This is a genomic window from Phormidesmis sp. 146-20 (assembly GCF_052939475.1).
The window spans coordinates 215364-240651 of record NZ_JBJPHT010000002.1 but is presented as its reverse complement, the minus strand read 5'-3'; the positions used below and the strand labels follow the sequence as shown (position 1 = coordinate 240651).

The 25288-nt window shown below is 49.0% G+C and carries 24 protein-coding genes; 9 read left to right on the top strand and 15 right to left on the bottom strand.

The features are described 5' to 3' along the window. Positions 1–40 precede the first annotated feature (40 nt). From ACKFKH_RS03250 to ACKFKH_RS03205, 10 genes are all read right to left on the bottom strand, one after another. Positions 41–319, bottom strand: coding sequence for a hypothetical protein (locus ACKFKH_RS03250; RefSeq protein ID WP_446856795.1), 279 nt, complete (start codon positions 317–319; stop codon positions 41–43). Between the two features lie 147 nt (positions 320–466). After that, positions 467–2029 (bottom strand): GldG family protein, encoded by a 1563-nt coding sequence (locus ACKFKH_RS03245; protein WP_446856794.1) that lies wholly within the window; start codon positions 2027–2029, stop codon positions 467–469. Positions 2030–2048: 19 nt separating this feature from the next. Then, complete coding sequence (locus ACKFKH_RS03240; protein ID WP_446856793.1) at positions 2049–2849, bottom strand: ABC transporter permease; 801 nt, start codon at positions 2847–2849, stop codon at positions 2049–2051. After that, a complete protein-coding gene (locus ACKFKH_RS03235) occupies positions 2846–3829 on the bottom strand; it encodes an ABC transporter ATP-binding protein (RefSeq protein WP_446856792.1) in 984 nt (327 codons plus the stop codon). The genes ACKFKH_RS03240 and ACKFKH_RS03235 overlap by 4 nt, the downstream gene beginning before the upstream one ends. Positions 3830–3969: 140 nt before the next feature. Next, positions 3970–4665: a gamma-glutamyl-gamma-aminobutyrate hydrolase family protein gene (locus tag ACKFKH_RS03230; RefSeq protein WP_446856791.1), complete on the bottom strand. Its 696-nt coding sequence runs from the start codon at positions 4663–4665 to the stop codon at positions 3970–3972. A 77-nt stretch (positions 4666–4742) separates the two neighbouring features. Further along, a complete protein-coding gene (locus tag ACKFKH_RS03225) occupies positions 4743–5525 on the bottom strand; it encodes an ABC transporter permease (protein WP_446856790.1) in 783 nt (260 codons plus the stop codon). Between the two features lie 111 nt (positions 5526–5636). Next, positions 5637–6425 (bottom strand): ABC transporter permease, encoded by a 789-nt coding sequence (locus ACKFKH_RS03220; RefSeq protein WP_446856789.1) that lies wholly within the window; start codon positions 6423–6425, stop codon positions 5637–5639. A gap of 99 nt (positions 6426–6524) precedes the next feature. Next, entirely contained in the window at positions 6525–6824 is a 300-nt protein-coding gene (locus ACKFKH_RS03215; protein WP_446856788.1) for a HEPN domain-containing protein, read from the bottom strand. Next, a complete protein-coding gene (locus ACKFKH_RS03210; RefSeq protein WP_446856787.1) occupies positions 6821–7141 on the bottom strand; it encodes a nucleotidyltransferase domain-containing protein in 321 nt (106 codons plus the stop codon). The genes ACKFKH_RS03215 and ACKFKH_RS03210 overlap by 4 nt, the downstream gene beginning before the upstream one ends. Continuing rightward, on the bottom strand, positions 7138–8127 hold the full coding sequence (locus ACKFKH_RS03205; RefSeq protein WP_446856786.1) for an ABC transporter ATP-binding protein: 990 nt from the start codon (positions 8125–8127) through the stop codon (positions 7138–7140). Before ACKFKH_RS03205 ends, ACKFKH_RS03210 begins: the two co-directional genes overlap by 4 nt. A gap of 224 nt (positions 8128–8351) precedes the next feature. On the opposite strand from ACKFKH_RS03205, the gene ACKFKH_RS03200 reads away from it, so the two are divergent. Together ACKFKH_RS03200 and ACKFKH_RS03195 are read left to right on the top strand one after the other, a co-directional pair. Beyond that, positions 8352–10259 carry an iron uptake porin gene (locus ACKFKH_RS03200; protein ID WP_446856785.1) on the top strand — a complete coding sequence of 636 codons (1908 nt, stop codon included), beginning with the start codon at positions 8352–8354 and terminating at the stop codon, positions 10257–10259. Between the two features lie 164 nt (positions 10260–10423). Then, entirely contained in the window at positions 10424–11113 is a 690-nt protein-coding gene (locus ACKFKH_RS03195) for a hypothetical protein (RefSeq protein WP_446856784.1), read from the top strand. Positions 11114–11275: 162 nt separating this feature from the next. Here the strand turns inward: ACKFKH_RS03195 and lysS are convergent, their stop codons facing one another. Continuing rightward, positions 11276–12805, bottom strand: a complete 1530-nt coding sequence (gene lysS, locus ACKFKH_RS03190) for a lysine--tRNA ligase (RefSeq protein WP_446856783.1) — start codon at positions 12803–12805, stop codon at positions 11276–11278. 672 nt (positions 12806–13477) lie between these two features. On the opposite strand from lysS, the gene ACKFKH_RS03185 reads away from it, so the two are divergent. Beyond that, on the top strand, positions 13478–14545 hold the full coding sequence (locus tag ACKFKH_RS03185; protein ID WP_446856782.1) for a hypothetical protein: 1068 nt from the start codon (positions 13478–13480) through the stop codon (positions 14543–14545). Between the two features lie 387 nt (positions 14546–14932). Here ACKFKH_RS03185 and ACKFKH_RS03180 read toward each other — a convergent pair whose 3' ends face one another. After that, a complete protein-coding gene (locus tag ACKFKH_RS03180; protein ID WP_446856781.1) occupies positions 14933–15220 on the bottom strand; it encodes a hypothetical protein in 288 nt (95 codons plus the stop codon). A gap of 94 nt (positions 15221–15314) precedes the next feature. Here ACKFKH_RS03180 and ACKFKH_RS03175 point away from each other — a divergent pair, with 94 nt between their 5' ends. Further along, positions 15315–15857, top strand: coding sequence for a DUF3291 domain-containing protein (locus ACKFKH_RS03175; protein WP_446856780.1), 543 nt, complete (start codon positions 15315–15317; stop codon positions 15855–15857). Positions 15858–16494: 637 nt separating this feature from the next. Here ACKFKH_RS03175 and ACKFKH_RS03170 read toward each other — a convergent pair. Continuing rightward, a complete protein-coding gene (locus ACKFKH_RS03170) occupies positions 16495–17094 on the bottom strand; it encodes a Uma2 family endonuclease (RefSeq protein WP_446856779.1) in 600 nt (199 codons plus the stop codon). Between the two features lie 271 nt (positions 17095–17365). Beyond that, positions 17366–20611, bottom strand: coding sequence for a DNA topoisomerase (ATP-hydrolyzing) subunit B (gene gyrB / locus ACKFKH_RS03165; RefSeq protein ID WP_446856778.1), 3246 nt, complete (start codon positions 20609–20611; stop codon positions 17366–17368). Positions 20612–20737: 126 nt separating this feature from the next. Between gyrB and miaA the strand changes: the two genes are divergently transcribed. The 5 genes from miaA to ACKFKH_RS03140 all read left to right on the top strand — a co-directional run bounded on the left by miaA (position 20738) and on the right by ACKFKH_RS03140 (position 24549). Next, a complete protein-coding gene (gene miaA, locus ACKFKH_RS03160; RefSeq protein WP_446856777.1) occupies positions 20738–21805 on the top strand; it encodes a tRNA (adenosine(37)-N6)-dimethylallyltransferase MiaA in 1068 nt (355 codons plus the stop codon). A gap of 6 nt (positions 21806–21811) precedes the next feature. After that, on the top strand, positions 21812–22294 hold the full coding sequence (locus ACKFKH_RS03155) for a glutathione peroxidase (RefSeq protein WP_446856776.1): 483 nt from the start codon (positions 21812–21814) through the stop codon (positions 22292–22294). 18 nt (positions 22295–22312) lie between these two features. Continuing rightward, positions 22313–22864 (top strand): Uma2 family endonuclease, encoded by a 552-nt coding sequence (locus tag ACKFKH_RS03150; protein ID WP_446856775.1) that lies wholly within the window; start codon positions 22313–22315, stop codon positions 22862–22864. A gap of 25 nt (positions 22865–22889) precedes the next feature. Continuing rightward, positions 22890–23681 (top strand): YdcF family protein, encoded by a 792-nt coding sequence (locus ACKFKH_RS03145; protein WP_446856774.1) that lies wholly within the window; start codon positions 22890–22892, stop codon positions 23679–23681. Between the two features lie 196 nt (positions 23682–23877). After that, on the top strand, positions 23878–24549 hold the full coding sequence (locus tag ACKFKH_RS03140) for a HEAT repeat domain-containing protein (RefSeq protein ID WP_446856773.1): 672 nt from the start codon (positions 23878–23880) through the stop codon (positions 24547–24549). Positions 24550–24664: 115 nt separating this feature from the next. Here ACKFKH_RS03140 and ACKFKH_RS03135 read toward each other — a convergent pair whose 3' ends face one another. Beyond that, complete coding sequence (locus tag ACKFKH_RS03135) at positions 24665–25288, bottom strand: CatB-related O-acetyltransferase (protein ID WP_446856772.1); 624 nt, start codon at positions 25286–25288, stop codon at positions 24665–24667.

The following is a 25288-nucleotide window of genomic DNA, read 5'->3' as shown; positions in this document are numbered from 1 at the left end:
GAAGCGAACTGCATTCACTGGATTGATTGAATCTATAATCCTAAGATCTGCTGTATTGAGAAAGGACGGACAGCGGATAGCCAAATCTTTGACGGCAGACCGTGGTCAGAAACTCAACTTCTTGACGGGCACTTTGTAATAAATGAATCGGCAAGGTAGGCGCTAGACGGCGATGGACTTCGACCGCTTCATCTAGCAAATCCACCACTTCTTCGAGCGTAGCATCTCGGAACTGCTCAATTTGGGCAGGGAAAGTGGATTGTCCCCAGTCAAAGTCTTCTTGTGCCAAGGCTTCTAGTTCTTGAAACTCTGCTGACATAACTGACCACCCGCAACAAAAGGCAACGTTAACTGTAGGGGTTAGTATCGGTGGCGGGAGGATACACTAGCATCTTCCAATCGGCTCACCCAATAACCCTCCTTAAGTTACCCCTTTCCTGGTAGATTCTGTCACAGGGTCACACCCCTACCGCCGTCGCCACCAAATAAAACCAGCACTCCCCAATCCCAGTAATGGAACGGCTGCCAAAGCGATGAATCCCAACACGTTTGCCTGCTCGATCGTCAAGACAATGCGGCGGTTTTTGACATCTTTGGGACGAATCGATAAAGGTTGCTCATCTTGTTGACTGAGCCAGCGCACCGAGTTGAGAAAGACATCACCATTGAGTTGTTGTCCAAACAGGCTGTCGTTGACAAAGCTGGAGTTGCCAAAAACGACGAGCCGAGCCTGAGCGCCCGAAGTAGTTGAGGACACCGATCGAGTAAAGGCGGCTCCCAGAGCAAGCGGGCCGGGTCGATCGCCACCATTCAATTTGGGGGGTTGTTCTTTGAGGTCACTTTCTGCCCAGCTTTTGGGGTCGGTTAACAGTAAGGGAGTGGCTTGTACCCCAGAGACGGTTGTGATTTCTAAAGGACGCGCCAGGGGATAGAGTGAAATGCCGTTGCGAAAATCTTGAGTGATCGGGTGAGTGCCATACTGATCGACGACCATGCCCGTCACGCCCCAGCCTTTGACCTGGCGATCGGAGCCATTGATAGCAATGCGATCGTCCAGCTTTACGCCCCACTGATTGAGCAAACTTTCCAATCCAGATTTGTTTTTAGGATCGACCATGACCAGCAGATTGCCGCCTTGATTGAGGTAAGTTTCGATCGCGCTTACTTCGGCATCTAACAAGGCACGAGTCGGGCCAGCCATCACCACAACGGTTGCATCCGCAGGCACTTTACCCGCCTGAGCCAGATTGAGCGGAGTGCTAAAAAAGTTCTTGTCTTCGAGCGCCTTCACCCCTTGAGAAATGCCGCCTTCTCCGGTGAGCGATCGTTCTCCATGTCCCTGGATAAAGTAAACCTTGGAGCGGCGATCGCTGGTAATTTGCACAATGCCGCTCGTCAGCTTGCTCTCTGAGAGACGAAGTTGAGAATTGACGTTTTGCAGAAATTGTCTGCGTTGGGTGGGCTGAAGCTCCAGATACACATCGCGGTTTTCGCCCGAATTTTTGATGCCAAAGGTTTCGGCTAATCCGGGGTTGGCTTCTGGATCAACGTAAGCAAAACTAAATTGAGGATTTTTGCGCTGATAGTTTTCTAACAGATCGCGGTCTTGAGGATTTTGCTGATTGTCAAACACATAGACTTTGATGCCCTGTTTGAGATCCTTTAGAACCTGCTGTGTTTCGGGGGCGAGGGTGAAGAGTTTTGATTCGGTCAGGTCGATGCGGGTGGAGTGGCGCACTGCGAGAAAATTGGTCAGCCCCAAAATCAAGAGAATGGCGATCGACCCCACCAGCGCGTTTGTGCCAGATTGGGTCGATCGACGGCTCCAAAATTTTGGCTGAAACGAGTCTTCCAGTCGTCCCAAAAAAATCAGCCACAGCCCCACGATCGCGACTCCCCCAATCACCAGTCCCAACGAAGTCGCGCCCCAGGTGCCTGAGACGATTCCCGCAGAAATGCCCATCACGGTGAGAAACAGACCGAGCCAAAACAAGTATTTGAGAGGCTTGAGGCGCTTGATGGTTTTCATAAAAGGGGCTTCTTAAAAGTCAGGAACGCTGAAATCGTAGGGCATCGATCGACTGTGCAGTCAGAAAAACGCCCAATAAAGTGTAGCTGGCAAACAAGACTAAACTACTCGTATCGACAATGCCCTGGATCAAATTGGTGTGATGCTTCAATAATGACAAATGCAATAGCGCATCCCCAAAAGCGCCACCCAAACTTTTAGCCGCGACATCAACAATCCAGAGCGACAACACCAACGCAAACGTGAATATCGCCGCGAGAATTGTACTATCTGTAAGCGAAGAAATAAACATTCCCAATGACAGCACTGCGGCAGCTAATAAGATCAAGCCAGCATGACCCAACAGCAACACACTAAATTGAACGGGAGGATTGACACTACTGAGTGCGATCGCTTCATACAATAGCAACGGCAGCGACATCGTAATAAAGAACGTCAACACGCCCAACAATTTACCAACTGCAACGGCCCAATTTGTAATGGGTGAAGTGGCCAATAATTCTAACGTGCCACGCTTACGTTCTTCGGCGTACAATCCCATTGACAACAGCGGCAACACAAACAGCGACAGCGACCCCATCAGACCGAGGAATGCTCGAATGAATTCATAAGGCGCATCCACAGCCGGAAGCTGAAACCCTGACTGAGCCTGCAAATCATAGGCGGCCGTTTGTTGAATAATGCCGTCTAGCGTCGCGGTGAATAGAATGCCAGCCAATAGCCAAAAAATGGCAGCGATCGCATAAGCCAGCGGAGACGCAAAATAGCTCTGCAACTCACGGCGATAGATGGCCAAAAAATTGTAGGCGATCGTATTCATACTTCGTCCCCAGAGTCTAACGGATCAGTTTCAGGCTGATCTAAAGGCTTCTCCTCAGTCGTTAGCTGCAAAAATACGGTTTCTAAACTGGCTTGCACTCGCCGCATTTCATAGAGTCCGAGATGATGACCGACCAGGGCCGCCGCCAAATCTCGCCCCAATTCTGTTTCTGAATCAGACACCACTTTGACTTTGAGACGGGTGCTTAACGTCCCGATCGTTTCCACAGACTTGACTCCAACCACCGATTGTAGACAGCGCTGCACGTCCGCCCAGTCGCCCTCGACCTCTAGCTCATAGCCCGATCGCCCCATCAGTTGCGCCATCAAATTCTCAGGCGTATTGGTGGCGACGACCTGACCTCGATTAATGATAGCCACTCGGCTACAGGTCATACTGACTTCGGGCAAAATGTGGGTCGATAAAATGACCGTGTGATCGCCTGCCAAATTTTTGATCAGATTGCGAACTTCAATAATCTGTCGGGGATCGAGTCCGACGGTCGGTTCGTCCAAAATAATCACTGGGGGATCATGCACGATCGCTTGAGCAATGCCGACCCGTTGCCGAAATCCCTTAGACAGCTTGCGAATGATCGTCTTGCGCTTTTCGAGCAGAGTGCATCGTTCGAGAGCCGACTGGATGCGAGTGGGGCGATCGCCCGCGTTGACTCCTTTGATCTGCGCCACAAAGTTTAGATAGCCTTCGACCGTCATATCCGGGTACAGGGGCGGCGTTTCGGGCAAATATCCAATCCGCTGCCGCACAGCCATCGAGTCTTCATGAACCTCAAATCCCGCAACTTTGGCCGTTCCTTGAGTCGCCGGAAGATAGCCCGACAAAATTCTCATCGTCGTCGTTTTTCCGGCTCCATTGGGGCCCAAAAAGCCCAAAATTTCTCCTGGCTCCACTGAGAACGTGACATCGGCGATCGCAGGCGTTGATCCGTAGAGTTTGCTGAGATGTTCGACTTCGATCATAGAAAAGCGGGGGCTGAATGGTTCAATTTAACGCTCAGAAATGACGATCGTGTGACCAATCGTTGAAAATCTTTTCATTGATCCGATGCAGCCTGTCAGAATATCAGAATATTGGGATCAGGGCTAGCCTTCCCAAAAATCTAACTTCTGGCTGCTTTGACCAATGCCTGAAACAGCTTCAAATGGGCGGGGTCTTGGGCTGACATTTCGGGATGCCACTGGAGTCCGATCGCCCAGGGATGATGCTGATGCTCCAAGGCTTCGACGAGTCCATCAGACGCTTGGGCTGCCAGTCGCCAATCGGCTGAAAAGGTGCGAACGGCTTGATGATGCCAGGTGACGATCGTCAAAGCTTTGGTTTCTAAAATCTGAGCCAGCCGACTATCTGGAAAAACTTGTACATCATGCTGAGTGGGGCGACGAGGATGATCAAGCCGATGCGCGATTGCGTCTCCATAAGCGTCGGGTACATGGGGCACCAGATCGCCACCCGTTGCCACATTTAGCACCTGCATTCCGCGACAAATTCCCAAAATTGGGATCTGGGTGGTCAGGGCGACTTTTGCCAGCGCTAACTCAAATTCATCGCGATCGGGATCGACGGCATAAATCGTCGGATGCGCCTCGCCGCCATAGAGAGCAGGATTGATATCACCGCCCCCTGTAAAAATCAGTCCATCCAAGATGTTGAGAATCTGGTCAGGCTGATTGGGCGGCAACAAAATGGGCGATCCGCCTGCCAGTTGCACCGCATCGACATAAGTTCCGGGTAGGCACAGTTCTCCGGCTTCGTTGCGGCTATGGGTGGTGATTCCGATGATGGGCGACGGTGACATTTTGGAGGGATGAGGGAGAACTTCGATGATCTGTTCCCCCTTGGGCGGTAATCCGCTGCGCGAGGAGGCGTGAGGGGTTAGCTGGAGGCGCTGGTGTAGAAGCGGAGAGCAAAGCGCCAGAAGAATGAGGCGGCGATGAATAAGGCAGTGGCTAAAAGGGCGGCGGCGATCGTCCAGCCGATTTGGACTCTTCCTAACATGGCTTCGGCGGGAAGTGTGGTCAAGAACGCTACAGGAACTAGAAAGGTAAAGAAAAATCGATAGGCAACGGGATAGGCCGCCATTGGAAACCGTCCCGCTTCTAGTAATCCTCGCAGCACTTCTGTCACATTATAAATTTTGACAAACCAAATGCTCGTTGCACCCAACATAAACCACAAACTGTATAAAATCGTTAACCCGAACGCCAATGGTATCAGACTCGTTAAGTAAGCAGAAAGACTCACCCCTAATTGATTACCTGCGTAGAAAACGACGATCGCTCCAAAAATCAGATCGGGCAATCCCCAGGGTGAAATCGTATGAGCCGATAACCAAAACTGTGAGCTAACGGGTTTGAGCAGGACAAAATCCAAAGTGCCCTGTTGTACATGCTTGACGATGCGATTTAAGTTAGGAGCCAAAAACGTCCCCGAAAAGCCTTCTAGCATGGTGAAGATTCCCAGCACAATCAGCGCTTCTTCCCATCGCCACCCCTGAAATGTGTAGCCCGTCCGATAAAACAAAAACAGCCCAAACAAACTACCTGCCAACCCACCCAAGCTAGTGAGGGAAGCGATCGCAAAGTTGGCCCGATACTCTAACTCAGCGGCGATCGCCGTACTCCAAAACAATCTCAACAACCTAAAATATCTTTTCATTTTTCATCCCTCTCGCATGTCGTACAGAAGACCGAAAACAAAAGACCGAAGACCGAAGACTAAAAACGCGACTCCATCCCTCATCCCTCATCCCTCATTCCTCATCCCTCCCTACGCTCCCATTCCCGAATACTGCTTCAAGCCTTTGCGCCACAGCCAGCGATTGAGGGCGAAAAATCCCAGTCCCCAGGCCAACATGACGAGAAATCCTTGCAGCAAATTAGTGGGCAATCCGACGAGGATACTAGCGGGAAAATTGATCAAATAGGGGAACGGCGTAAAGAGCGCGATCGTTCTAATTTCGGGTGGAAACACCTCTAATGGAGCCACCACACCAGAGAGAAATAGATAGAACAAAAACCAGAATTCTTGTAATGCACTGGCTCGTTCTGTCCAAAAGGAAAGCATGGCGATCGTATACTGCATGACAAATTGCAGCGCAAACGCTAGCCCTGTTGCTAATAGGAACCACAAGAAGTTAGTCAAGCTAGGCATCCAAAATGCTGTGGGATACAGCCAGAAGAATAGTCCGATCAACAGAATTGCGAATGGCACCCGCGCAAACTTTTCTGAAATGTGGGAAATCACATGATAGAAAGCGGGATCGATCGGCTGCATCAAGCGAAACGACAATTTTCCTTCAATCACTTCTCGTTCAAATTCCCAGATTACCCAGACGATCGTTAACTGTCTGACCAAAAAAACCGCCAAAAAATAACGCGCAAAATCAGTCGGTGACAAGCCAAAATTTGTCTGTTGGGCTGCTTGTATCCACACGCCCATGAGTATGATTGGCAATGAGCCAGACAACACCCACAAAATCAATTCTGCTCGATATTCCACCATGTAGTCGTAGTAGACCAGCAGCATGGTTTTGATGACTCTAAATAATCGTTTCATAGTTGTAAACTGAGCTTGTAAATTAACTTTCTAGCATTTGCGCTGCTAACTCTAAAAACTGTTCTGCCCGAAGGATTTGTTCTGCTGTTTGTACTTCGGTCAGTTCTGGGGTTGTATCATAATCACCTTGACGACGAATTTGTTCGGCTGTAATGAGATAGCGGTGAAACTCAACAGGAACTCTTCCAGTATTTGCAAGCGTTGACCAAATGCTGAAATTACCGCAGAGTGTTTAGAAAAAGATAAGTTGTCTCCTTCTAGAAATGCTTCAACAATATAAAACATCGTGTAATAGGCACGAGTCACTGCAAACTCTGGCAAACCTTCCCGATTAAGAACTTTTGCAGCTTCTAAACTTCTCACCGCTTTTTGCAGCAAAGCTTGCTGTTCGGAAGTCATACTGTGATGCCTTCTTGGCGAACGTTTCGGAGGAAGCCACCTTGAGTTTGATCAAAACGATCGCTTCCAACAAAAGTACAGGAAAGTAGAACATTGTGTTTCAAACAAAGAGAGGTCACTAGATGGCTCGTGCGCTCAATTTCTAACGCAAAATTAACAGGTTCTCTCAGAACAACTAACACATCAATATCTGAATCAGGTAGTGCATCACCTCTCGCTTGAGAACCATAAAGAACGACTCGAATCAAGCGATCGCCATACATTTCATTAAGTTGACAGCGCAACTGCACCAAGATTGGTTGTATTTTCTCATTCATGATAATTGTGCGGTTCCGGCTTGAAAAACCTGACCGATGACTTCTTCGATCGGCGGATCAGTCACTGTTAGATCAACCACTTCCAGATCAGCCAAAAGCTTTCCTACTACAGTTGTGAGATGTTCTTGTCGGACTAAAAAACGGGCCGATTGTTTGTCAAATGCTTGCAGATCTGCATAGATAGAAAGCTGATCTTTTGAGTAAGGCCGCGCAAATTCGACACTGACTTCTCGACAGGGCGCAAAGCGATCGACTAACCCTTCAAGACTGCCGTCGTAGATTAATTGTCCTTGATGAATCATCAAAACTCGCTGACACAATGCAGTAATGTCTGCCATATAGTGACTGGTCAGCAAAACGGTGGCTTGATAGCGTTGGTTATAGTCTCGCAAAAACTCTCGAACCGCGACTTGAGCATTCACATCTAATCCCAGGGTTGGCTCATCCAGAAACAGAACTTCGGGCTGGTGCAGTAAGGCGGCCAACAGTTCGGCTTTCATGCGTTCGCCAAGAGACAGTTTGCGAACAGGCTGCGTAAGTTTGCCTTCTAGCGACAGCATTTCTGAAAGTTCGCTCACCCGATGATCAAAGTCGCGATCGCGAATCCCATAAACCGCCGCATTGATCTTAAGTGAATCCATTGCAGGTAGATCCCAGATCAATTGCTGCTTTTGCCCCATGACCAGGGTAACTTTTTTGAGAAAGGGCGATCGTCGCTCAAACGGTGTGTGTCCCGCAACGTTGACGTGACCTTCTGAAGGGTGAATCAATCCCGTTAACATTTTCAGCGTCGTGGTTTTTCCGGCTCCGTTGGCTCCCAAAAATCCGACCATTTCGCCAGCTTCGATCTGAAACGAGACATCCTGAACTGCTTTGATCAATCGATAGTTGCGCTTAAAAAAGTGATTGAAAGTGCCTTTGAGTCCAGATTCTTTAACTGAGACCGGATAAACCTTGCTCAGGTGTTTGACCTCGATGGTAGACATGTTGAAATTTGCGATGCAGGACTATTTCTAGCGTAGATGATTTGAAAATGTTGTGAACTGACAATCTTGGAGGATTTTCCTGGAGCATTTAAGGAGGCACAAGTCGCTAGTTTTTATAAAGTTAATTGTTCATTTCCAAACTTTCTCGTGCCAAAATCAAAATTTGACCTTAAATAGAAGCGAACTCTATTGGAGTTCCTGTTGTTAATAGCTGTGAGGTTAGTATGGTGAATCTTAAGGGCAGAGGAGCAGTGTTGATGCTCTCAGGAATGTTGGGCGTTTTGTTAGCGAGTCCTGGAGGTGCCGAGTCGTCGGTTTCTCTCATTGCACAAGCCATGCCGCCGCAGACCGCGCCTCCTGGAACGATCGACGAATCATCCTATATTCCTGCAAAGATCGAAACTGTTCCACCGAAACCGTCAGACCCAGTTAGCGAAACTGCCCCGCCGCCAGCAGGAACGCCGATCGCTGCTCCCGTCACCGCTCCGCCACAGGCTTCTCAACCGATCGCTCCTGTTCCCAAGATTGAAACCGTCCCGCTACAGGCTTCAGAAACTCCCACCGCCGCCCCGTCCGTTCCCGCAGAAGCCGCCCCTTCACAAGCCCCTTCAGACACATCGCAGCCTCAAGTTACCTCCGTCTCTCAACTGTCAGACGTGCGCCCTACAGACTGGGCCTTTCAAGCGCTGCAATCCTTGGTGGAACGCTACGGATGTATCGCGGGATACCCAGATAAAACCTATCGTGGTAATCGAGCCATGACACGGTATGAATTTGCAGCCGGATTGAATGCGTGTCTCGATCGCGTCAATGAGTTAATCGCTGCATCAACCGCAGATCTCGTCAAAAAAGAAGATTTAGTGACGCTACAAAGACTGCAAGAAGAATTTGCTGGAGAATTGGCAACGCTACGCGGACGAGTTGATGCATTAGAAGCGCGCACTACGACGTTAGAAAAGCAGCAGTTCTCAACCACCACCAAGCTGAGTGGAGAAGCGATTTTTGCGGTAACAGACTTCTTTGGCGATCAAGCCTCTGATTTTGGCAACAACAACGCCGTCTTGCAGGATCGCGTGCGGGTAGATCTGCAAACCAGCTTTAGCGGTCGAGACATTTTGCACACTCGTCTCACGGCTGGAAATTTCATCACACCGAATTCACCTGCGAGTCTCGCGCCTGCTGTTCCACAGGGCACGGCCGAAGGAACGTTGAGTTCAAGCGTCAATGGGGATAGTGGCAATCAAGTTTCGCTCGATCGCTTAGATTACACCTTCCCCATTGGCGAACAAATTAAAGTCTATGTTGCGGCAACGGGCGGACGCAGCAGCCATTTTGTCTCGACGGCTAATCCGTTTTTTGATGATCAGGATGGTGGCAATGGCTCAATTTCGACCTTTGGGCAACAAAATCCCATTTATCGAATTGGGGGTGGGGCAGGCTTTGCAGTGAGCTTTGCGCTTGACCGTGACGAGAGATTTGTGCTGACGGGCGGTTATCTGTCTGAGAATGCGCCTGATCCTGCGACCGATCGCGGCTTGTTTGGTGGCAATGATGCGGTCGTCGGACAACTGACGCTCAAACCCAGTCCTGCGCTGCAAGTAGGATTGACCTTTGTACATGGCTTCCATTTTTCGGGCAATTCGATCTTTGATATGGGCGGCGATCGCTTTCTCACCGGGACGGCTCCCGCCAATGCGCTCAACACGGGACTGGGGTTAAATGCGTTTACCAACTCCTATGGGGCATCTGTCGCGTTTAGGCTCAGTCCTGGAATTGCAATCAATGCCTTTGGGGGCTACACCGATCTGATGGTGAACGATCGCACCTTTCATGGTGAAATCTGGTACTACGGCGTAGGGTTAGCCTTTCCAGATCTGTTGAAGAAGGGCAGTTTGGGTGGGGTTGTCGTTGGGGTCGAGCCATATCTTGGCAGTGTCGATCGCAACAACATCAGCCTCACTCAATTGGGATTGGCCAATGACACCTCACTGCATGTCGAAGCGTTTTATCGATATCAAGTGAACGATCGGATTTCCATCACGCCCGGCGTTATCTGGGTTACGGCTCCCGATCAGTCCAGAAACAACGCCGATTCTGTGATCGGCACGCTCCGCACAACCTTCTCCTTCTAACGAGCGGTTAGTAGACGACGACCTCGCAGGTGGGTAACTCACCATTTCTGAAGAAGTTGCCCATCGCGTTCTATAGGCTCCCCGATTGTCACAACTCTCGCACAACCTTCTAAAGCTGTGGACTTACCCGTTAAATTGTGGTACTGAAAGAATATGAGTTCAGTATGTCTCAGCAATTTAGAGGTTTGGGTGTGATGGATATGGGAGCTTTATGGATGAATAAGGTGAACGATCGCAGCCTTTTGGTCAGAGTTTTAGCCGGGGTGACGATAGCGACGATCGCGGTAGAGTTGCCTGTTTTGGCGGTTTCTCGACCTGCTCCGATGCGATTGGCTCAAGTGGCTTGTGTGGTCAGTAAGACGACTTCGGTTTTTAGAACGCCAAATCCTAGAGACCCAGAGGTGCTGCCGATTCGTCCGCTGAATGTGGGGACTGCGGTGGCTCTAGTAGAACCGTTACCCAGCGTTCCGCCTGCCCGTGTCCAGATTAAGCCGAGTGGATTTGTGGATTATGCCGCGCTCGATTGTGGAAGACCCACGACTCCCGTCACTCCGCCAAATGCCACCAAAACGAGTGTGTGTCGCCTCGTGAGAAGTACCGTCATTTCAATGGATGTGCGCCGAGACTCCAAGCGTGGGGCAGCGGCGATCGCGGCCGTCGGGGCTAATCAGCGCGTTTTTGTCACACAGGTTGGAGGGGTGACGACTACTCGAAAAGATGCAAACGGCGAAGTGTGGGTAGAAGTTGACCTCCAGCGAACGTTTGGCAGAAATTTCGGAATTTCACCCAGTTTTGGCTGGCTTTCTAACAGCGAACCCGCCGATCCGAGAAGCACTTTGGTCAACGGATGTTAGTTAAACGTGGATTCGAGGAAATCTTTCACTGCGGTTGTCAGTCCAGTCCGCTCCCCAAATTCCAGCAGAGAGAGACTTTGAACGTCGTATCTAAAAGTTCCTCAGAGTTCGAGGTTGGGGGGCAGAAAATTGAAACACCGAAGCGAAGAGGATTCATTCGCCCTAACTTTCTGAATCTTCCTCGCCCTCAGAATCAGATTTCTCAGGTTTCAACAATGGGAAGGCGATCACATCGCGGATACTAGCGGAATCAGTGAGCACCATCACCAAACGATCGATGCCGATCCCCAATCCTCCTGTCGGCGGCATTCCATATTCCAGCGCAGTTAAGAAGTCTTCATCAACGCCATGCGCTTCGAGATCTCCGGCAGCTTTGCGGGCAGCTTGCGCTTCGAGACGTTCTCGCTGATCTAGGGGGTCGGTCAACTCAGAAAAGCTATTGGCAGTTTCACGGCCGACCATAAATAACTCAAATCGTTCCACCAGTCCAGGTTTGGTGCGATGGGGCTTGGCTAACGGAGAAATCTCGATCGGATAATCCAACACAAAAGTTGGCTGAATTAAGGTCGTCTCCACTGTTTGCTCAAAGGCTTCGTTGAGAAGTTTGCCGATCGAGTCACAGTTCTCTACATCCATCAATCCCGCAGTTTTGGCAGCCGATTTTGCCTCGTCTAGAGAGGAGAATTGCGAAAAATCAACGCCCGTTTTTTCCTGAACAATGTCGTGCATGGTTACTCTGCGCCACGGAGGAGTCAGGTCAACCGATTCGCCCTGATAGGTGAGTTGCAGCGTTCCTAAAACCGTTTGCGCGACGGTTGTAATCATGGTTTCAGTCAGAACCATCATGTCTTGATAGTCGGCGTAGGCTTGATAAACCTCGATCGTCGTAAACTCCGGATTGTGTCGAGTCGAAATCCCCTCATTGCGAAAGATCCGCCCCATCTCAAACACCTTTTCAAACCCGCCGACGACCAACCGTTTTAGGTGCAATTCTGTGGCGATTCGCAGATACAAGTCCATGTCCATTGTGTTGTGATAAGTCACAAACGGACGAGCATCTGCGCCCCCAGCTTCTGACATCAGAACGGGCGTTTCGATTTCGATAAAGCCTTGCTGATCAAGGTAGCGACGCATCCCCGCAGTGATTAAGGCGCGTCGTCGAAACGTTTCTCTCACTTCAGGATTGACAATCAAATCGACATATCGCTGGCGGTAACGCTTTGCCACGTCGGTGAGTCCATGCCATTTATCAGGCAGTGGCAGCAGCGATTTCGTTAGCATTGTATAGTCTTTGACATAGACCGAGAGTTCGCCTTTCTCGGTGCGTTTTACCGTGCCTTTTGCGCCGATGATATCTCCCACATCGGTAAGCTGTTTTAGATGGTCAAATGCCTGCGGATCTGCCTCGCCCATGTGTTCTTGAATGCGCTTCTTATCCAGGTAAAGCTGAATGCTGCCTGTTTCATCCTGCAACGTAAAAAACGCCAGTTTACCAAACACCCGCCGCGCAAGAATTCTGCCTGCGATCGCCACCTCGATCTCAATTTCTTCCCCATTGGACAACTCAGCATATTTCTCTTGCAGTTCGTGAGCGGAGTGGGTTGACTGCCAGCGATAAGCGTAGGGGTTAATGCCCAGTTGCTTAAGTTGTTCAGCTTTTTCGATACGAGTGGCACGAAGTTCTTCTGACATAGGGTTACAAACTCCTGGGGACAATACCAGGGGGCTTTCTGGGTCTAAATTACAATCCTTAATTATAGAGGGAAGATACCAAGCTAGACCTCGGCGTGAGCTTTTGAGGAGGGATGGGGGAGGAGGAATGAGGGAGGAGGGAGGAGGGAGGAGGGAGGAGGGAGGAGGGAGGAGGGAGGAGGGAGGAGGGTTCTGCCCAGTGATAGCAAGTGGGTGGGAGAGACGATCGCTTCATCTGGCGATATCAGTAGGAATTTAGACAAACGATCCTGGTTGCTCCCAAACTGCATATTTCAAGATAAGTAGGTGTTCTCTGGAATATACAATTATTTAGCTAGTGCATTCCTCGCATAACTAGTGTGTAGATAGTGAAACTTGCAGAATGGTATTAAGAAATAATAAAAATCTAGTGAAAAAAGAATCTCCAATCTCACAAACTGGTTGTGCTTGATTCTTCCTTACGGTATATTTACTCTCATTAAATGAGATCTTGATTCAGGCATTTTCAGTATTTACCCAGGTTAGCCATCAAGAGCGATCTGGACTCAGGTTATCCTCTGGCTGCTAGTTTGCTCTAATAAAGTTCCAGAAGTAACCGAACGCAAACAATTTGTGCTGTACGTTTGGTCACTCTGTTTATCGTTAATTTTTTGACAAGTTTGGGCTAAAACAATGACGCGATCGGTATCCATCCAGACTCAGATTGTTCCCCCTGCTCGTACCTCCGAGACTCCTTCTGACGAGCGTCCCCCGACAGACACAGCCAAATCAAATCTGCACACACTGGCGGCGGCCTGGGCGAGAAAGTACATCGTCTCAGTCACTTCAGATTATGACGAAGCGCAGATCAAGAAGGTCGATCGCTTCTCGGATTACGCTTCTTTAGAAGGGCGACAATATACCACTGAGAAGCTGATGAAAAGTCTAAAATCAGCCAGCGCTCAGGCCTGGTCGATGACCGAAAATCTTTTGGCAGTCGAAGTGTTGCGTCATGGGATTGATTCTGATTTGCTTGACCCCTGGCAAATTGCAGCAGACTCCCATCAGCTATTTGAGAAGGCCCTAGTGGCGTATGGCGATCGACTCACCCCCCAGCGTCTCTCAGTCGTAATTGGGGATGACTGCGGGCGGCTCCGCCAAAAATATACAGCCGAAGATCCGCGCACGATCGGCTTTGTCAGTATGCAGTTTCACCATACGGGCAAGGTTCTTTTAGACCAGCTTTCTCCTGCCGAGCATCTGCTATTTTCGCCCTACCTCAAAGTAATGGACGATCACATGTATATGCCATTGCGAGATGCTTATCAGGCGGCGGCAAACCATGATGCCGATTCTCCTGAGCTAGTGGCTGTGCAAAATTTGTTGCCGATTAGTAGTCGCGTCGCCCATCGCGTTTGTGATCAAATTCGTCGTCTCAATCCGGGTTATCAAACTTACAGCGGCAGTCTCAACTCATCAGATGTGAGGACTTCTAGCCTGCGCGATGTTGAGATGTTTTTGGTCTATCTATGTCTATGCGCGCTAGAGGGAAATGTCTCTTCGGTGCAGCGCCAATTGTTTCCACTGTGTGTGATGCTCTATCCTCGCCTAAAGGTCAAGTGGCAGATGGTGCAGGATATGTTGCAGGTGATCGGCTGGGAGCTATACGCACAACTCTCTCCCGCAGACATGACGATCTTGATTCCTTATCTACGGACATTATCAGAAATGTTTTCGACAGATGTCTTTCAGGGAGTTTAGTAAGCTACCCAGGAAGTGTCAGGAGCAGTTTTGTAAGTTGAAATCCAAAGACTCTTATCGTGTTGAATAACCTCGATCGACGGTTAGGGGAGATTCTCTCATAGTTGCCCAAAGGCTACAGGTGCGAGGTCACTACTCCAGATTCTAGAAGTTAAACCTGCTGTAAGTTCGACAAAGTTTCTTCGCTTTGCTGTCAAGCTTCTGCCTGCCAACCCCAAATTCTGCGGGACTTTAAGACAAGAATTTTAGTTCAAAGTCCTCTATTTATGAAAGATTTAGGAAGCGTTCTCGGATTGGCAACTGAAGTGAAGAAGTTTGTCGAATTCGTGTTGAAACCTGACATCTGAGACTTGAGAGACAACTGCTCAAATTCAAGAAACTTTTTCATCACTTAAAGAAACTGCAAATTAATTGGACGGAGGGATCTCGATCGGAGTGCACCACCCGCCCATCGTTTTGTACCTTAATTTTTTGGCGACAATCATAAAATTCCATCGCAGTCACTACGCCATCCACGCTGACAGATGCACGATATTCCCAGTGGTTTTTGGCGCTGCGTTTGATTTGAATGATGCAAATCCGCTGCTCGTTTAACGTGCGACAGGTTGCAGCCTCTACCGAAGGTACGATCCCGACAAACAGCAAAAGAGACAGCAACAGAGCAATTGTTTTCATATCTAAAGTTATTAACTAAATCGCGTCAATAGATACCCCTTGAGATAGATGATTTGTGCGAAGATTTTCACTAACTATCTACCTGGTTTAGACGATGCAGCGAATTTACCCGGAATTATTTCATCTTGCCCAAGTTAATATTGCAACGCTTCGCGCTCCTTTACACGACCCACAGATGGCTGATTTTGTCGCCCAAATTCGCGATGTCAATCGAGTTGCCGATGTTGACCCTGGTTTTGTCTGGCGCTTACGCAGTGAAGGAGAAGACGACGCGACAAACATTCGAGCCTTTGAGGACGATCGCATCTTGATCACCCTCACCGTTTGGCGATCGCTCCAGGCGCTATCTGACTATGTTTATCAGGGTGCTCATGCGGGAGTAATGCGCGATCGCCGCCGCTGGTTTGTCAAAACCAATCAACCGATTCTCGCACTCTGGTGGCTCCCAGTTGGAGAATTCCCCACCGTTGAGCAGGCCAAAGAACGCCTGAAACATTTGTGTTTACACGGTTCCACTGCCTACGCTTTCTCATTTGGCAAGCCGTTTCCTAGTCCTGCGGCGATTTCTCCGAGTTATCCAGGGGTTGCTGTGACTCACCCATCTGCGATCGTCACTCCAGAGGTTACGGCCGTCTAATTGTTAACGTGAATTCGATGGGAGTTTTTCGCTTCGGTCTTCAGCGCTTCTGCCCCCCAACCCCCCAATCTGGGGGACTTTTAGATCATAGTCTTCGTTCAAAGTCCCTCACTCGTGGGGGATTTAGGGGGCTGCCCGGATTTGTAACGGCAGCGAAGGATTTCATCGAATTCACGTAATTGTTAACGTCAATTCGAGAAAGTTTATTGCTTGCGCGCTCGGACCCCAATCTCCCCATTCTAGAGAACTTTAAGACCAGATTTTTGGCTCAAACTCTTCCAGAATAGGGGATTGTGGGAGCGTTTCTAGAGCAGTATAAGATCGCACATAGGCTGCAAATGTTTGAACGAGAATGCAAGGTTTTAGAGGATGCTTTAAAGGTCTTTTGTTGTGAAGATAGAGACTCGGAGATCCCGCCCGCTTAAAAGGGGGATTTTAAACCTGGTTCCTCCCTTTTTAAGGGTGCTAGGGGGGATCTAACCCGTTCTGCTAGCAGCGAGATGACTTTTAAGACATCCTCTTACATTCTTTTAGTCGCATTAAACTGCAATTTCCTCGTACTTAAGTTGCAAAATCACTAAATGAATCGCGCATCTGTAATTCTCTAGAACCACAATTTATCTCTACGCTTTGTCTACTAGACTCTTGAAATTGCACTCTTAAACGTCCGCATAGCTTCTAGCCAGTCTGTTTCGCCAATTAAAACACAGCGAGAAAGTAGCTCAATGTCTAAATTTGCTAGTTCGGGAATTTGGCTTTTGTAAATTCGGGTGTACCCGCTCTCTCCTAACCGATACAGGGTGAGCAGTCCATCCTTCCAAAGCCAAACTTCAGGTACTCTTAACGCTTGATAACGTTCTAACTTTGTGACAGAACCGCTTGTAAAGATGACCTCAATGGAAAGATCTGGAATGGATTTAGCTTCCCCAAAGCAGTAGGATTCATCCGCCTGAGCAGAAGCCACTCCTTCCTGCTCCTGGGTAACAGCGCCGGTCGGAATTATCCGAATATCCCACTCAAAAAAGAATGTTTCGAGGAGAGCCGCGATGACTTTTTTGAAAATTTCGTGCGGTTGCCCTGGCATGAATACTTCAACCACTCCTTCATAAAAGCTCAACCGCACACCTGGGTGTCCTTCTAAGCCCTTTTGAATACATTTGAATTGTTCCCAGGTGCGATCGTAGTAGACGGCTACCTTATCTTCTGACAATCTTGGTTTTTCAAGCGCCTGTGTCATGATTGGCTTCGCTCCAAATGCTCTCTGTGATCCATCCGCCAAATCGTTTTGTCTATTTTAAACTCAGCATCAGTTCTAGACTTCGCATACAGAGAAGAAACCACCAGCGAACCTCAACCAGTACTGGGGTCAGGTGCGGTTATGGCTAGATTTGGTGCTGAGTTTAACAGACACTTTTAGCCTGACTGGACTGAGTGATTTGCAAGTATTGCGCGACAATTTTTTAGTTTTTGCGTGACAAATTGCAACTTACGGGCGACCAGGCAGTAGCTTAAATGTCCAGATCGGTCAGATTCATCTTCGGCCCATAGGTTTCGATAAACTCGCGACGGGGAGCGACTCGATCGCCCATCAGCACCGTAAACACGCGATCGGCTTCAGCAGCGTCTTCGATCTCAACTCGTTTTAGCGTCCGGGTTTCAGGATTCATGGTCGTATCCCAGAGTTGCTGAGGCATCATTTCGCCCAGTCCCTTAAATCGCTGAATCGTGTAGTTGGCGTTTTGGGGAAATTCGGAGATGCGCTGTTGCAGCTCGCGATCGCTATAGCAATAGAAATGATTGCGTCCTCGCTCTAATTTATAAAGCGGCGGACAGGCGATATACACAAAGCCTTGGTCAACCATCAACCGCTGATAGCGATAAAAGAACGTCAGCAGCAACGTGCGAATGTGTGCGCCATCTACGTCTGCATCAGTCATGATTACAATTCGGTGATAGCGCAGTTGAGACGAGTCAAACTCTTCACCTTTAATCCCCAATCCCAACGCCGTGATCAACGCTTGAATTTCAGTATTCTTGTAAATTTTCGCGTCATCCGTTTTCTCAATGTTGAGAATCTTACCCCGCAGCGGCAAGATTGCCTGAAAACGCCGATCGCGCCCTTGCTTGGCACTGTTATGAACAAAGACACCACCCGCCAACGCAAAGTTATGAGTGTGGGGCACTTCAATGTCATAGACATCAAACTGCTCAGTCAACGACTCCACTGAAACAACGCGATGATTATAGTTTGAAACTGCTTCCAGCGCTTGACTCGGCGAACCGTCAAAATAGCGATCGCAAAAGGTTTCAAACTTCAGCAGTGACTTATCTCTGGTTTGGATTCGGTAAGCTCGATAAGCCTCCAAATCTGTCGTTCCTTGCTCAACTTCAATTTGCTTGAGAACCTTGAGGGTTTTCTGATAATAGGTCTGCTGCAAGGCAAGTTTGCGCTGCGATCGAAACTCAGGTGTCCATTGCTCTTTTGTTTTTTGTCGCCGCCAAGCCAGCAAATCGGCATCTTGCCACTGTGTTTCTGCTTGCTGAGACAGCATTTCTCGTGCTTCAGGATGTTGTGCAAAGAACTGAGTAACTCGTTCTGATTGAGCTAAACGGTTTTCTTGAACGCTCCAATAGTCTCGCTGCGCCTGATTGAGATAAGCCGCGTTTTGCTGACGATACAATGAGTTTGTGTTGTAGAACGTCTGCCACTGCGCCATCATGTAGGCTTTGTAAGTCTTATCTTGCCATTGCGCCTTTGCTTGCTCAGAAAGAATTTGGCGTGTTTTGGGCTGCTTCATGCGATCGCTCATCTTGGCGCGAAATGCCGCATCTTGATGAATTGATCGACACTTTTCAACCACATCGGCTCGATGCAGTGTTTTAGATAATTGAAGACGATGCAGTTCTAGATGCTCGGTTGCAGATAAGCGTTGGATGTTGGAGGGATTGTTGTTGCGTTTGTTGAAATCAAGGTGATGACGATGATCTCCAGAAGCTTTGGAATAGACCCCTTGCCAGCAGTTATACCAATCCGCTAAAACGTGGGTAAATAGCCATGAGTCGCTGCGGGGGTTCCAGACCATTTCGTAGCCGTCGATCGTGATTCCGCTTTCGGCTGTGCTGGAGAGCTTGCGGTAGAGCGGCATTAGCGAATCGTGAGAAGTCAACTCAGCGGCAGGCTTATAGGTGCCATCTCGTAACATAAAGCGGTGGTCAGGCGTACAGACAATTTCTTCACCATTGTCTAGTGTGACCTTGACGACAGTCGCATTCTGTTTTGTGATGCGCGGGTTGATGATCTGCTCCAGTCCGATCGAGCCGTCTTTGCGAATGGTGTAGCAGAAATGCTCTCGGCCGATCGCCTGTTCTGCCACGATTTCTTCAAAGCTGAGATGACGACCATCTGCCAAAGCAACCTGTGTATCTCCCCGAAAACAACCGCCCGCAGAATCACCTTCCACGATGAAGATTTCCGATTCGCCAGGGTCACGCGACGCACAATCCGCCAGCTTACCGGGCAGCGTCGAAGATTCTAAAACAGACTTACGTCGGACTAATTCTCTAGCTCGACGGGCCGCTTCTGCCGCATTAAAGGCCTGAATCGCCTTTTCGAGAATGGCATCCGCAACGCCAGGACGAAACTCCAGATACTCCGTCAACACCTCGCCCACCAGCGAATCGACGATGCCTCGAACTTCGGTATTGCCCAGCTTTGTCTTGGTTTGTCCTTCAAATTCGGGGTCAGGGACTTTGACCGAAATCACGCCCGTCAACCCTTCGCGAATGTTTTCTCCGGCAAGATTGGATTCGCCTTCTTTGATTTTGTTGCGTTTACGAGCGATCGCGTTCAGCGTTCGAGTCAGAACCGCCTTCAAGCCTTCTAAGTGGGTGCCGCCGTCGATCGTGCGAATGTTATTGGCAAAGCCGAGAATATTATCGGTGTAAGCATCCACACACCATTGCAGCGAGACTTCCACCTGGACATTGTTGCGTTCGCCATGCACAAAGATCACTTCTTCGTGGAGCGGCTGCTTGTCGCGGTTCATGTAGCTGATGTATTCGCGAATCCCGCCTTCATAGAAGTAGGTTTCGACGTGTGGCTGACCGTCTTCGAGCGAGTCGGGGCGGCTGTCGCTAAAGGTGATTCTCACGCCACCATTCAAGTAGGCCAACTCTCTGAGGCGGCCGGCGATCGTCGAGTAGTCAAACTCAATACTCGTTACAAAAATCGTGGTATCAGGCAAAAAAGAAACGGAGGTGCCTGTACGAGCGGGGTCTGGCGATGGTTTGACTTCTAGAGTGCCGATCGCAATGCCGCGCTCAAAGCGCTGAGTGTGGACTTTTTTCTCACGCCAAACGCTGACTTCGACCCATTCAGATAAGGCGTTAACGACCGAGATCCCCACGCCGTGAAGGCCGCCAGAGACTTTGTAGCCACCGCCGCCAAACTTTCCGCCTGCGTGGAGGATCGTCATGACCGTTTCGAGGGCCGACTTACCCGTGCGGGGGTGAATGTCGGTCGGGATGCCGCGCCCATCGTCTGTGACCGAGACGGAACCATCGGCATTGAGGCTGACTTCGATATTTTTGCAGTAGCCCGCCAGCGCCTCATCGACTGAGTTGTCTACAACCTCGTAAACTAAGTGGTGAAGTCCTCGTGGGCCTGTACTTCCGATGTACATTCCGGGCCGCTTCCGAACAGGCTCAAGACCTTCGAGGACTTGAATCTGATCAGCACCGTAGTTAGTTGTCATAAGTGAAGCGCTCCATTGGGCAGTCTGAAACTCTCTAATGATTCAGAGGACAAATTCTATAAAAATTTTAGCACAAAAGCCTTATAAGCGATTTATGAGCAATCTCAAGCGGATTTCATGATGGGGATGGATCAGTCTATTTTGCCTAAAGATTTTGGAAACGATCGCCCTCTCCCTCAAACCAATACAAACGTACCCTATCTCATTGTAATCTGTGGAGCCACCGCCACAGGAAAATCTGGGTTGGCGCTTGCGATCGCCCAACGGTTAAATTCAGCCATTGTCAGCGCCGATTCCCGTCAAGTGTATCGAGAGTTTAACATCGGAACTGCAAAACCAACCCTCTCAGAGCAAAAACAAGTTCCCCACCATCTCATTGACGTTTGTGACCCCACCGAAACGCTGACCCTGGCAGAGTATCAAACGCAAGCAAGACAAACGATCGAGCAACATCCTGGTTTCTCACTTCCCCTCTCCAAACCAGAAGGTTCTACAAAAAACGCCTCACGCCTCACGCCTCACGCCTCACTTTTAGTCGGCGGCACCGGACTCTATATTAAATCGATCGTTCAAGGTCTCAAAATTCCCAGAGTCTCGCCTCAGCCAGAATTGCGATCGCAGCTTCAATCTCTCGGTCAGGGTCAGCTTTATCACTTCTTACAGCAGGTCGATCCCGCTTCCGCTCAAAAGATTCATGCCAATGATCAGGTGCGAACGCTGCGAGCATTGGAAGTGTTTTATGTGACGGGTCGCCCGATTTCTGAGCAGCAGGGTGAGACTCCGCCCATGTATCCGATTCTGCAAATTGGACTGGATTGTGTCGATGTCGAGGCGGGCGACCCCTTGCGGGTAACTCGAGGAGATCGTCGCATTCAAAAACGCACAGCCCAAATGATCGAGTTGGGATTTGAAACAGAAGTGCGATCGCTGTGCGAGAAGTATGGCGAAGATTTGCCCCTATTGGATACGCTCGGATATCGCGAAATGAAATCGTATCTTAGAGGTGAGATTTCTCTAACTGAAGCGCAGAAAGCGATCGTTCTGCATACGCGCCAATTTGCCAAACGTCAGCGCACCTGGTTTCGAGCAGATTTGAGAATTGAATGGTTTGATGCCGATCGCCCCGATTTACTAGAACAGGTCTGGCAGCGAATCCAGAATTTTGTAGATAATGAAGTCGCTAAAGCAGAGTGAAAATTTATGAGCAGCGTTTCTGAGATTACAGTGAAGACGATCGACGGCACAGACAAAAAGCTGGCAGACTACGCCGGAAACGTGTTGCTCGTGGTCAATGTGGCTTCTTACTGCGGTTATACGCCTCAATACAAAGGGCTAGAACAACTCAATCAACAATACAAAGACAAAGGGTTGCGCGTGTTGGGCTTTCCCTGCAACGATTTTGGAGCGCAGGAACCTGGAACCAATGAGGAAATTGTGCAGTTTTGCGATAGCAGCTATGGGGTAACGTTTGAGCTATTTGACAAAGTTCACGCCAAAGGAGCCAATCAGCATCCACTCTACAAAACCTTGACGGATTCTGTGATTCCCGCAGGCGATGTGAGTTGGAATTTTGAGAAATTTCTCATTAGCAAAACAGGTGAAGTTATCGCTCGATATCGCAGCAGTGTGGCACCCAATTCTTCAGAATTAGCGAGTGCGATCGAGCAAGCATTAGCCAAGTAATCGGAGAGCGATCGACCAATGACTATCATCCTTGCAAAATGGACAATTGACGACTATCACAAGATGATCGAAGCGGGCATTTTGGACGATCGCCACGTCGAATTACTCAACGGAGAAATCACAGAAATGTCGCTCGAAGGAGAACCCCACGCCCACCTCAGCACTCGATCGGCTGACTATTTGAGAGAGTTATTGCGAGGTCGCGCCCACATTCGAGTAGACAAACCGATCACATTACCAGGCAATTCAGAACCCGAACCCGACATTGCGATCGTTCAATCTTTAGGTGATATTTATTTCGATCATCATCCCTATCCAGAAGACATTTTTTGGCTGATTGAATTCTCTAATTCTAGTTTGGCAAAAGATCTAGAGATCAAGAGCAAAATTTATGCAAAAGTGAGCATTCCTGAATATTGGGTCGTTAATTTGCAGAAGATGGAATTAATTGTTTTTCGAGAATCGATCGACGGCAATTATCAATCTCAAATCACGCTAAATGAAGCAGAAATAACGCCTATTTCATTCCCAGATATTTCGGTTTCTATCAGTCAGCTATTGAAGAAATAAGACGAGCACCCTTACTTTTTGATTCATGTTTTTATTTCTGTCTAAACTGCTGCCTTTGTTTTTTTATCCATTGGGGTTGAGTTGTTTGTTGCTGATTGTGACCTTTATTTTGGTGTGGAAGCGACCGAGATTAGCCGCCTTTACGATCGCGCTCACCTTGATCATTCTTCTCGTCAGCAGTAGCGCCTGGGCCAGTGATTGGCTGGTACGATCGCTCGAATTTCAAAATATTCCATCGGGTGAAGTGCCCAAAGCAGAGGCGATCGTCGTCCTGGGTGGCGCAACCGAGTCGCAAGTTCCCCCGCGTCCCTGGGTCGAAATTCGAGAAGAAGGCGATCGCGTTCTCTACGCTGCAAAACTGTACCGCGAGGGCAAAGCACCCCGTTTGATTCTCAGCGGTGGCCGCCTTGAGTGGAATCGTGGAGTCAACGCCGAATCATCCGATATGGCAACACTATTAGAAGCGATGGGTGTACCCAAATCAGCAATACTCGAAGACTCCACTTCGCTCAACACGCGCGAGAATGCTGTGAATGTAAAACAGATCATGGACGCGCAAAAGATTCGACAAATTTTGTTAGTCACTTCTGCATTGCACATGCCCCGATCGCTATTAATTTTCAAAAGGGTGGGCGTAACTGCGATCGCCGCTCCAGCCGACTTTACTGCCCTACAGCTTGACAAGCCAGAAGCCAGAGCCAGTCTAGAGTTAAACACGCTTAACACGCTACCCGATGCCGAGCAACTCCGACGCACCACCAGAGCGCTCAAAGAATATGTAGGTATTGCCGTCTATTGGCTAAGAGGCTGGATTTAACCAAGGTTGTAAAATTCTTTGGGTTAGAAATCTTGTCTCAAAGTCCTCCAGAATTAGGGGCAGAAGGACAAATAACGCAGCGGAAGACCTCAATCTCTTCGAGTGACCCGCACGGAGTCAAATTGAGGTATTTTTAATGTTCGAGTGTTGGTCTAGCTTCTACAATAGGAGAGCAATATAAAGTTTTGTAAAAATTATGAGTCTTAGCATCGACGAAATTTCGAGCCAGCTTGACAGTGAAAGTTCGCGCGATCGCATGATTGCTTTAGCATCTCTGCGACATATTCCTGCCGAAGAAGCGGTGCCGTTGATCAAAAAAGTGTTGAATGACGAGAGCTTACAGATTCGATCGATGGCGGTCTTTGCACTGGGACTCAAGCAAACCGACGAATGCTATCCGATTTTGATTCACCTGTTGGAAAATGAGAAAGACTATGGAATTCGTGCAGATGCGGCGGGTGCGCTGGGGTATCTAGAAGACATTCGGGCTTTTGAACCGTTAGTTCGCGCCTTTTACGAAGACACGGATTGGCTGGTGCGATTTAGTGCGGCCGTCGCGTTGGGCAATCTCAAAGATCCTCGCGCCAGAGATGTGCTGGTTCGCGCCCTGGATAGTGAAGAAGTCGTGCTACAACAGGCGGCGATCGCGGCTCTTGGTGAAATCAAAGCGGTCGATGCAGTCGATCAGGTGTTGAGATTTGCTCAGTCCGACGATTGGCTGGTGCGCCAGAGATTGGCCGAAGCGTTGAGCCACATGCCCAGCGAAAAGAGTATTTCAGCCCTCAAGTATTTAGAAAAAGACAGCAACCCCAGTGTGGCGCAGGCTTCTCGATTGTCGCTGCAAAAGCTGATGAGGGAAGAAGCATAAAAGACAGAGGTTCCTTTGTTTGTCAGATTCAGAATTTGTTGAATGCCGATCGAGTCTGGAGTGATCAAAACGAGCCTCGATCGCACTCAAGGGAACCAGAGATCTGATAATTCTTCTACTCAGCATTTCTCAGCGCTCGAATGTCAGTGTCCATAATCAAACCAATGTTGCGGGTGATCTTGTCGATGGCCCAATTCCACCATTGAATCTCTAAAAGTTGGGCAATCTCAGCCTCACTAAACCGCAGTTTGAGCACACGAGCAGGATTTCCCCCCGCGATCGTATAAGGCGGAACGTCCTTTACCACAACTGACTTCGCAGCAATCACCGCCCCATCTCCAATTTGTACACCTGGCATGATCAGCGATTCATAGCCAATCCACACGTCGTTTCCGACTATCGTATCGCCTCGACTGGGCAGATCCATTAGCTTAGACATTTCGGCTTCCCAGTCTCCGCCAAAAATGGGAAATGGATACGTGGAAATGCCATCTAGCTTGTGGTTTGCGCCATTCATGATGAACTTAACATTCGTCGCAATGGCGCAAAACTTACCGATGATCAGTCGATCGCTCCCATAGTTGTAGAGAACGTTTCGCTCAAAACCCTGGGGATCGATCGGATCGTCATAATACGAAAAGTCACCCACGATGATGTTGGGCGACATCACACAATTTTTGAGGAAACAGATGCGCGGTTGATGAGCGATCGGATAGCGCTGATGGGGGTCAGGTTCCAT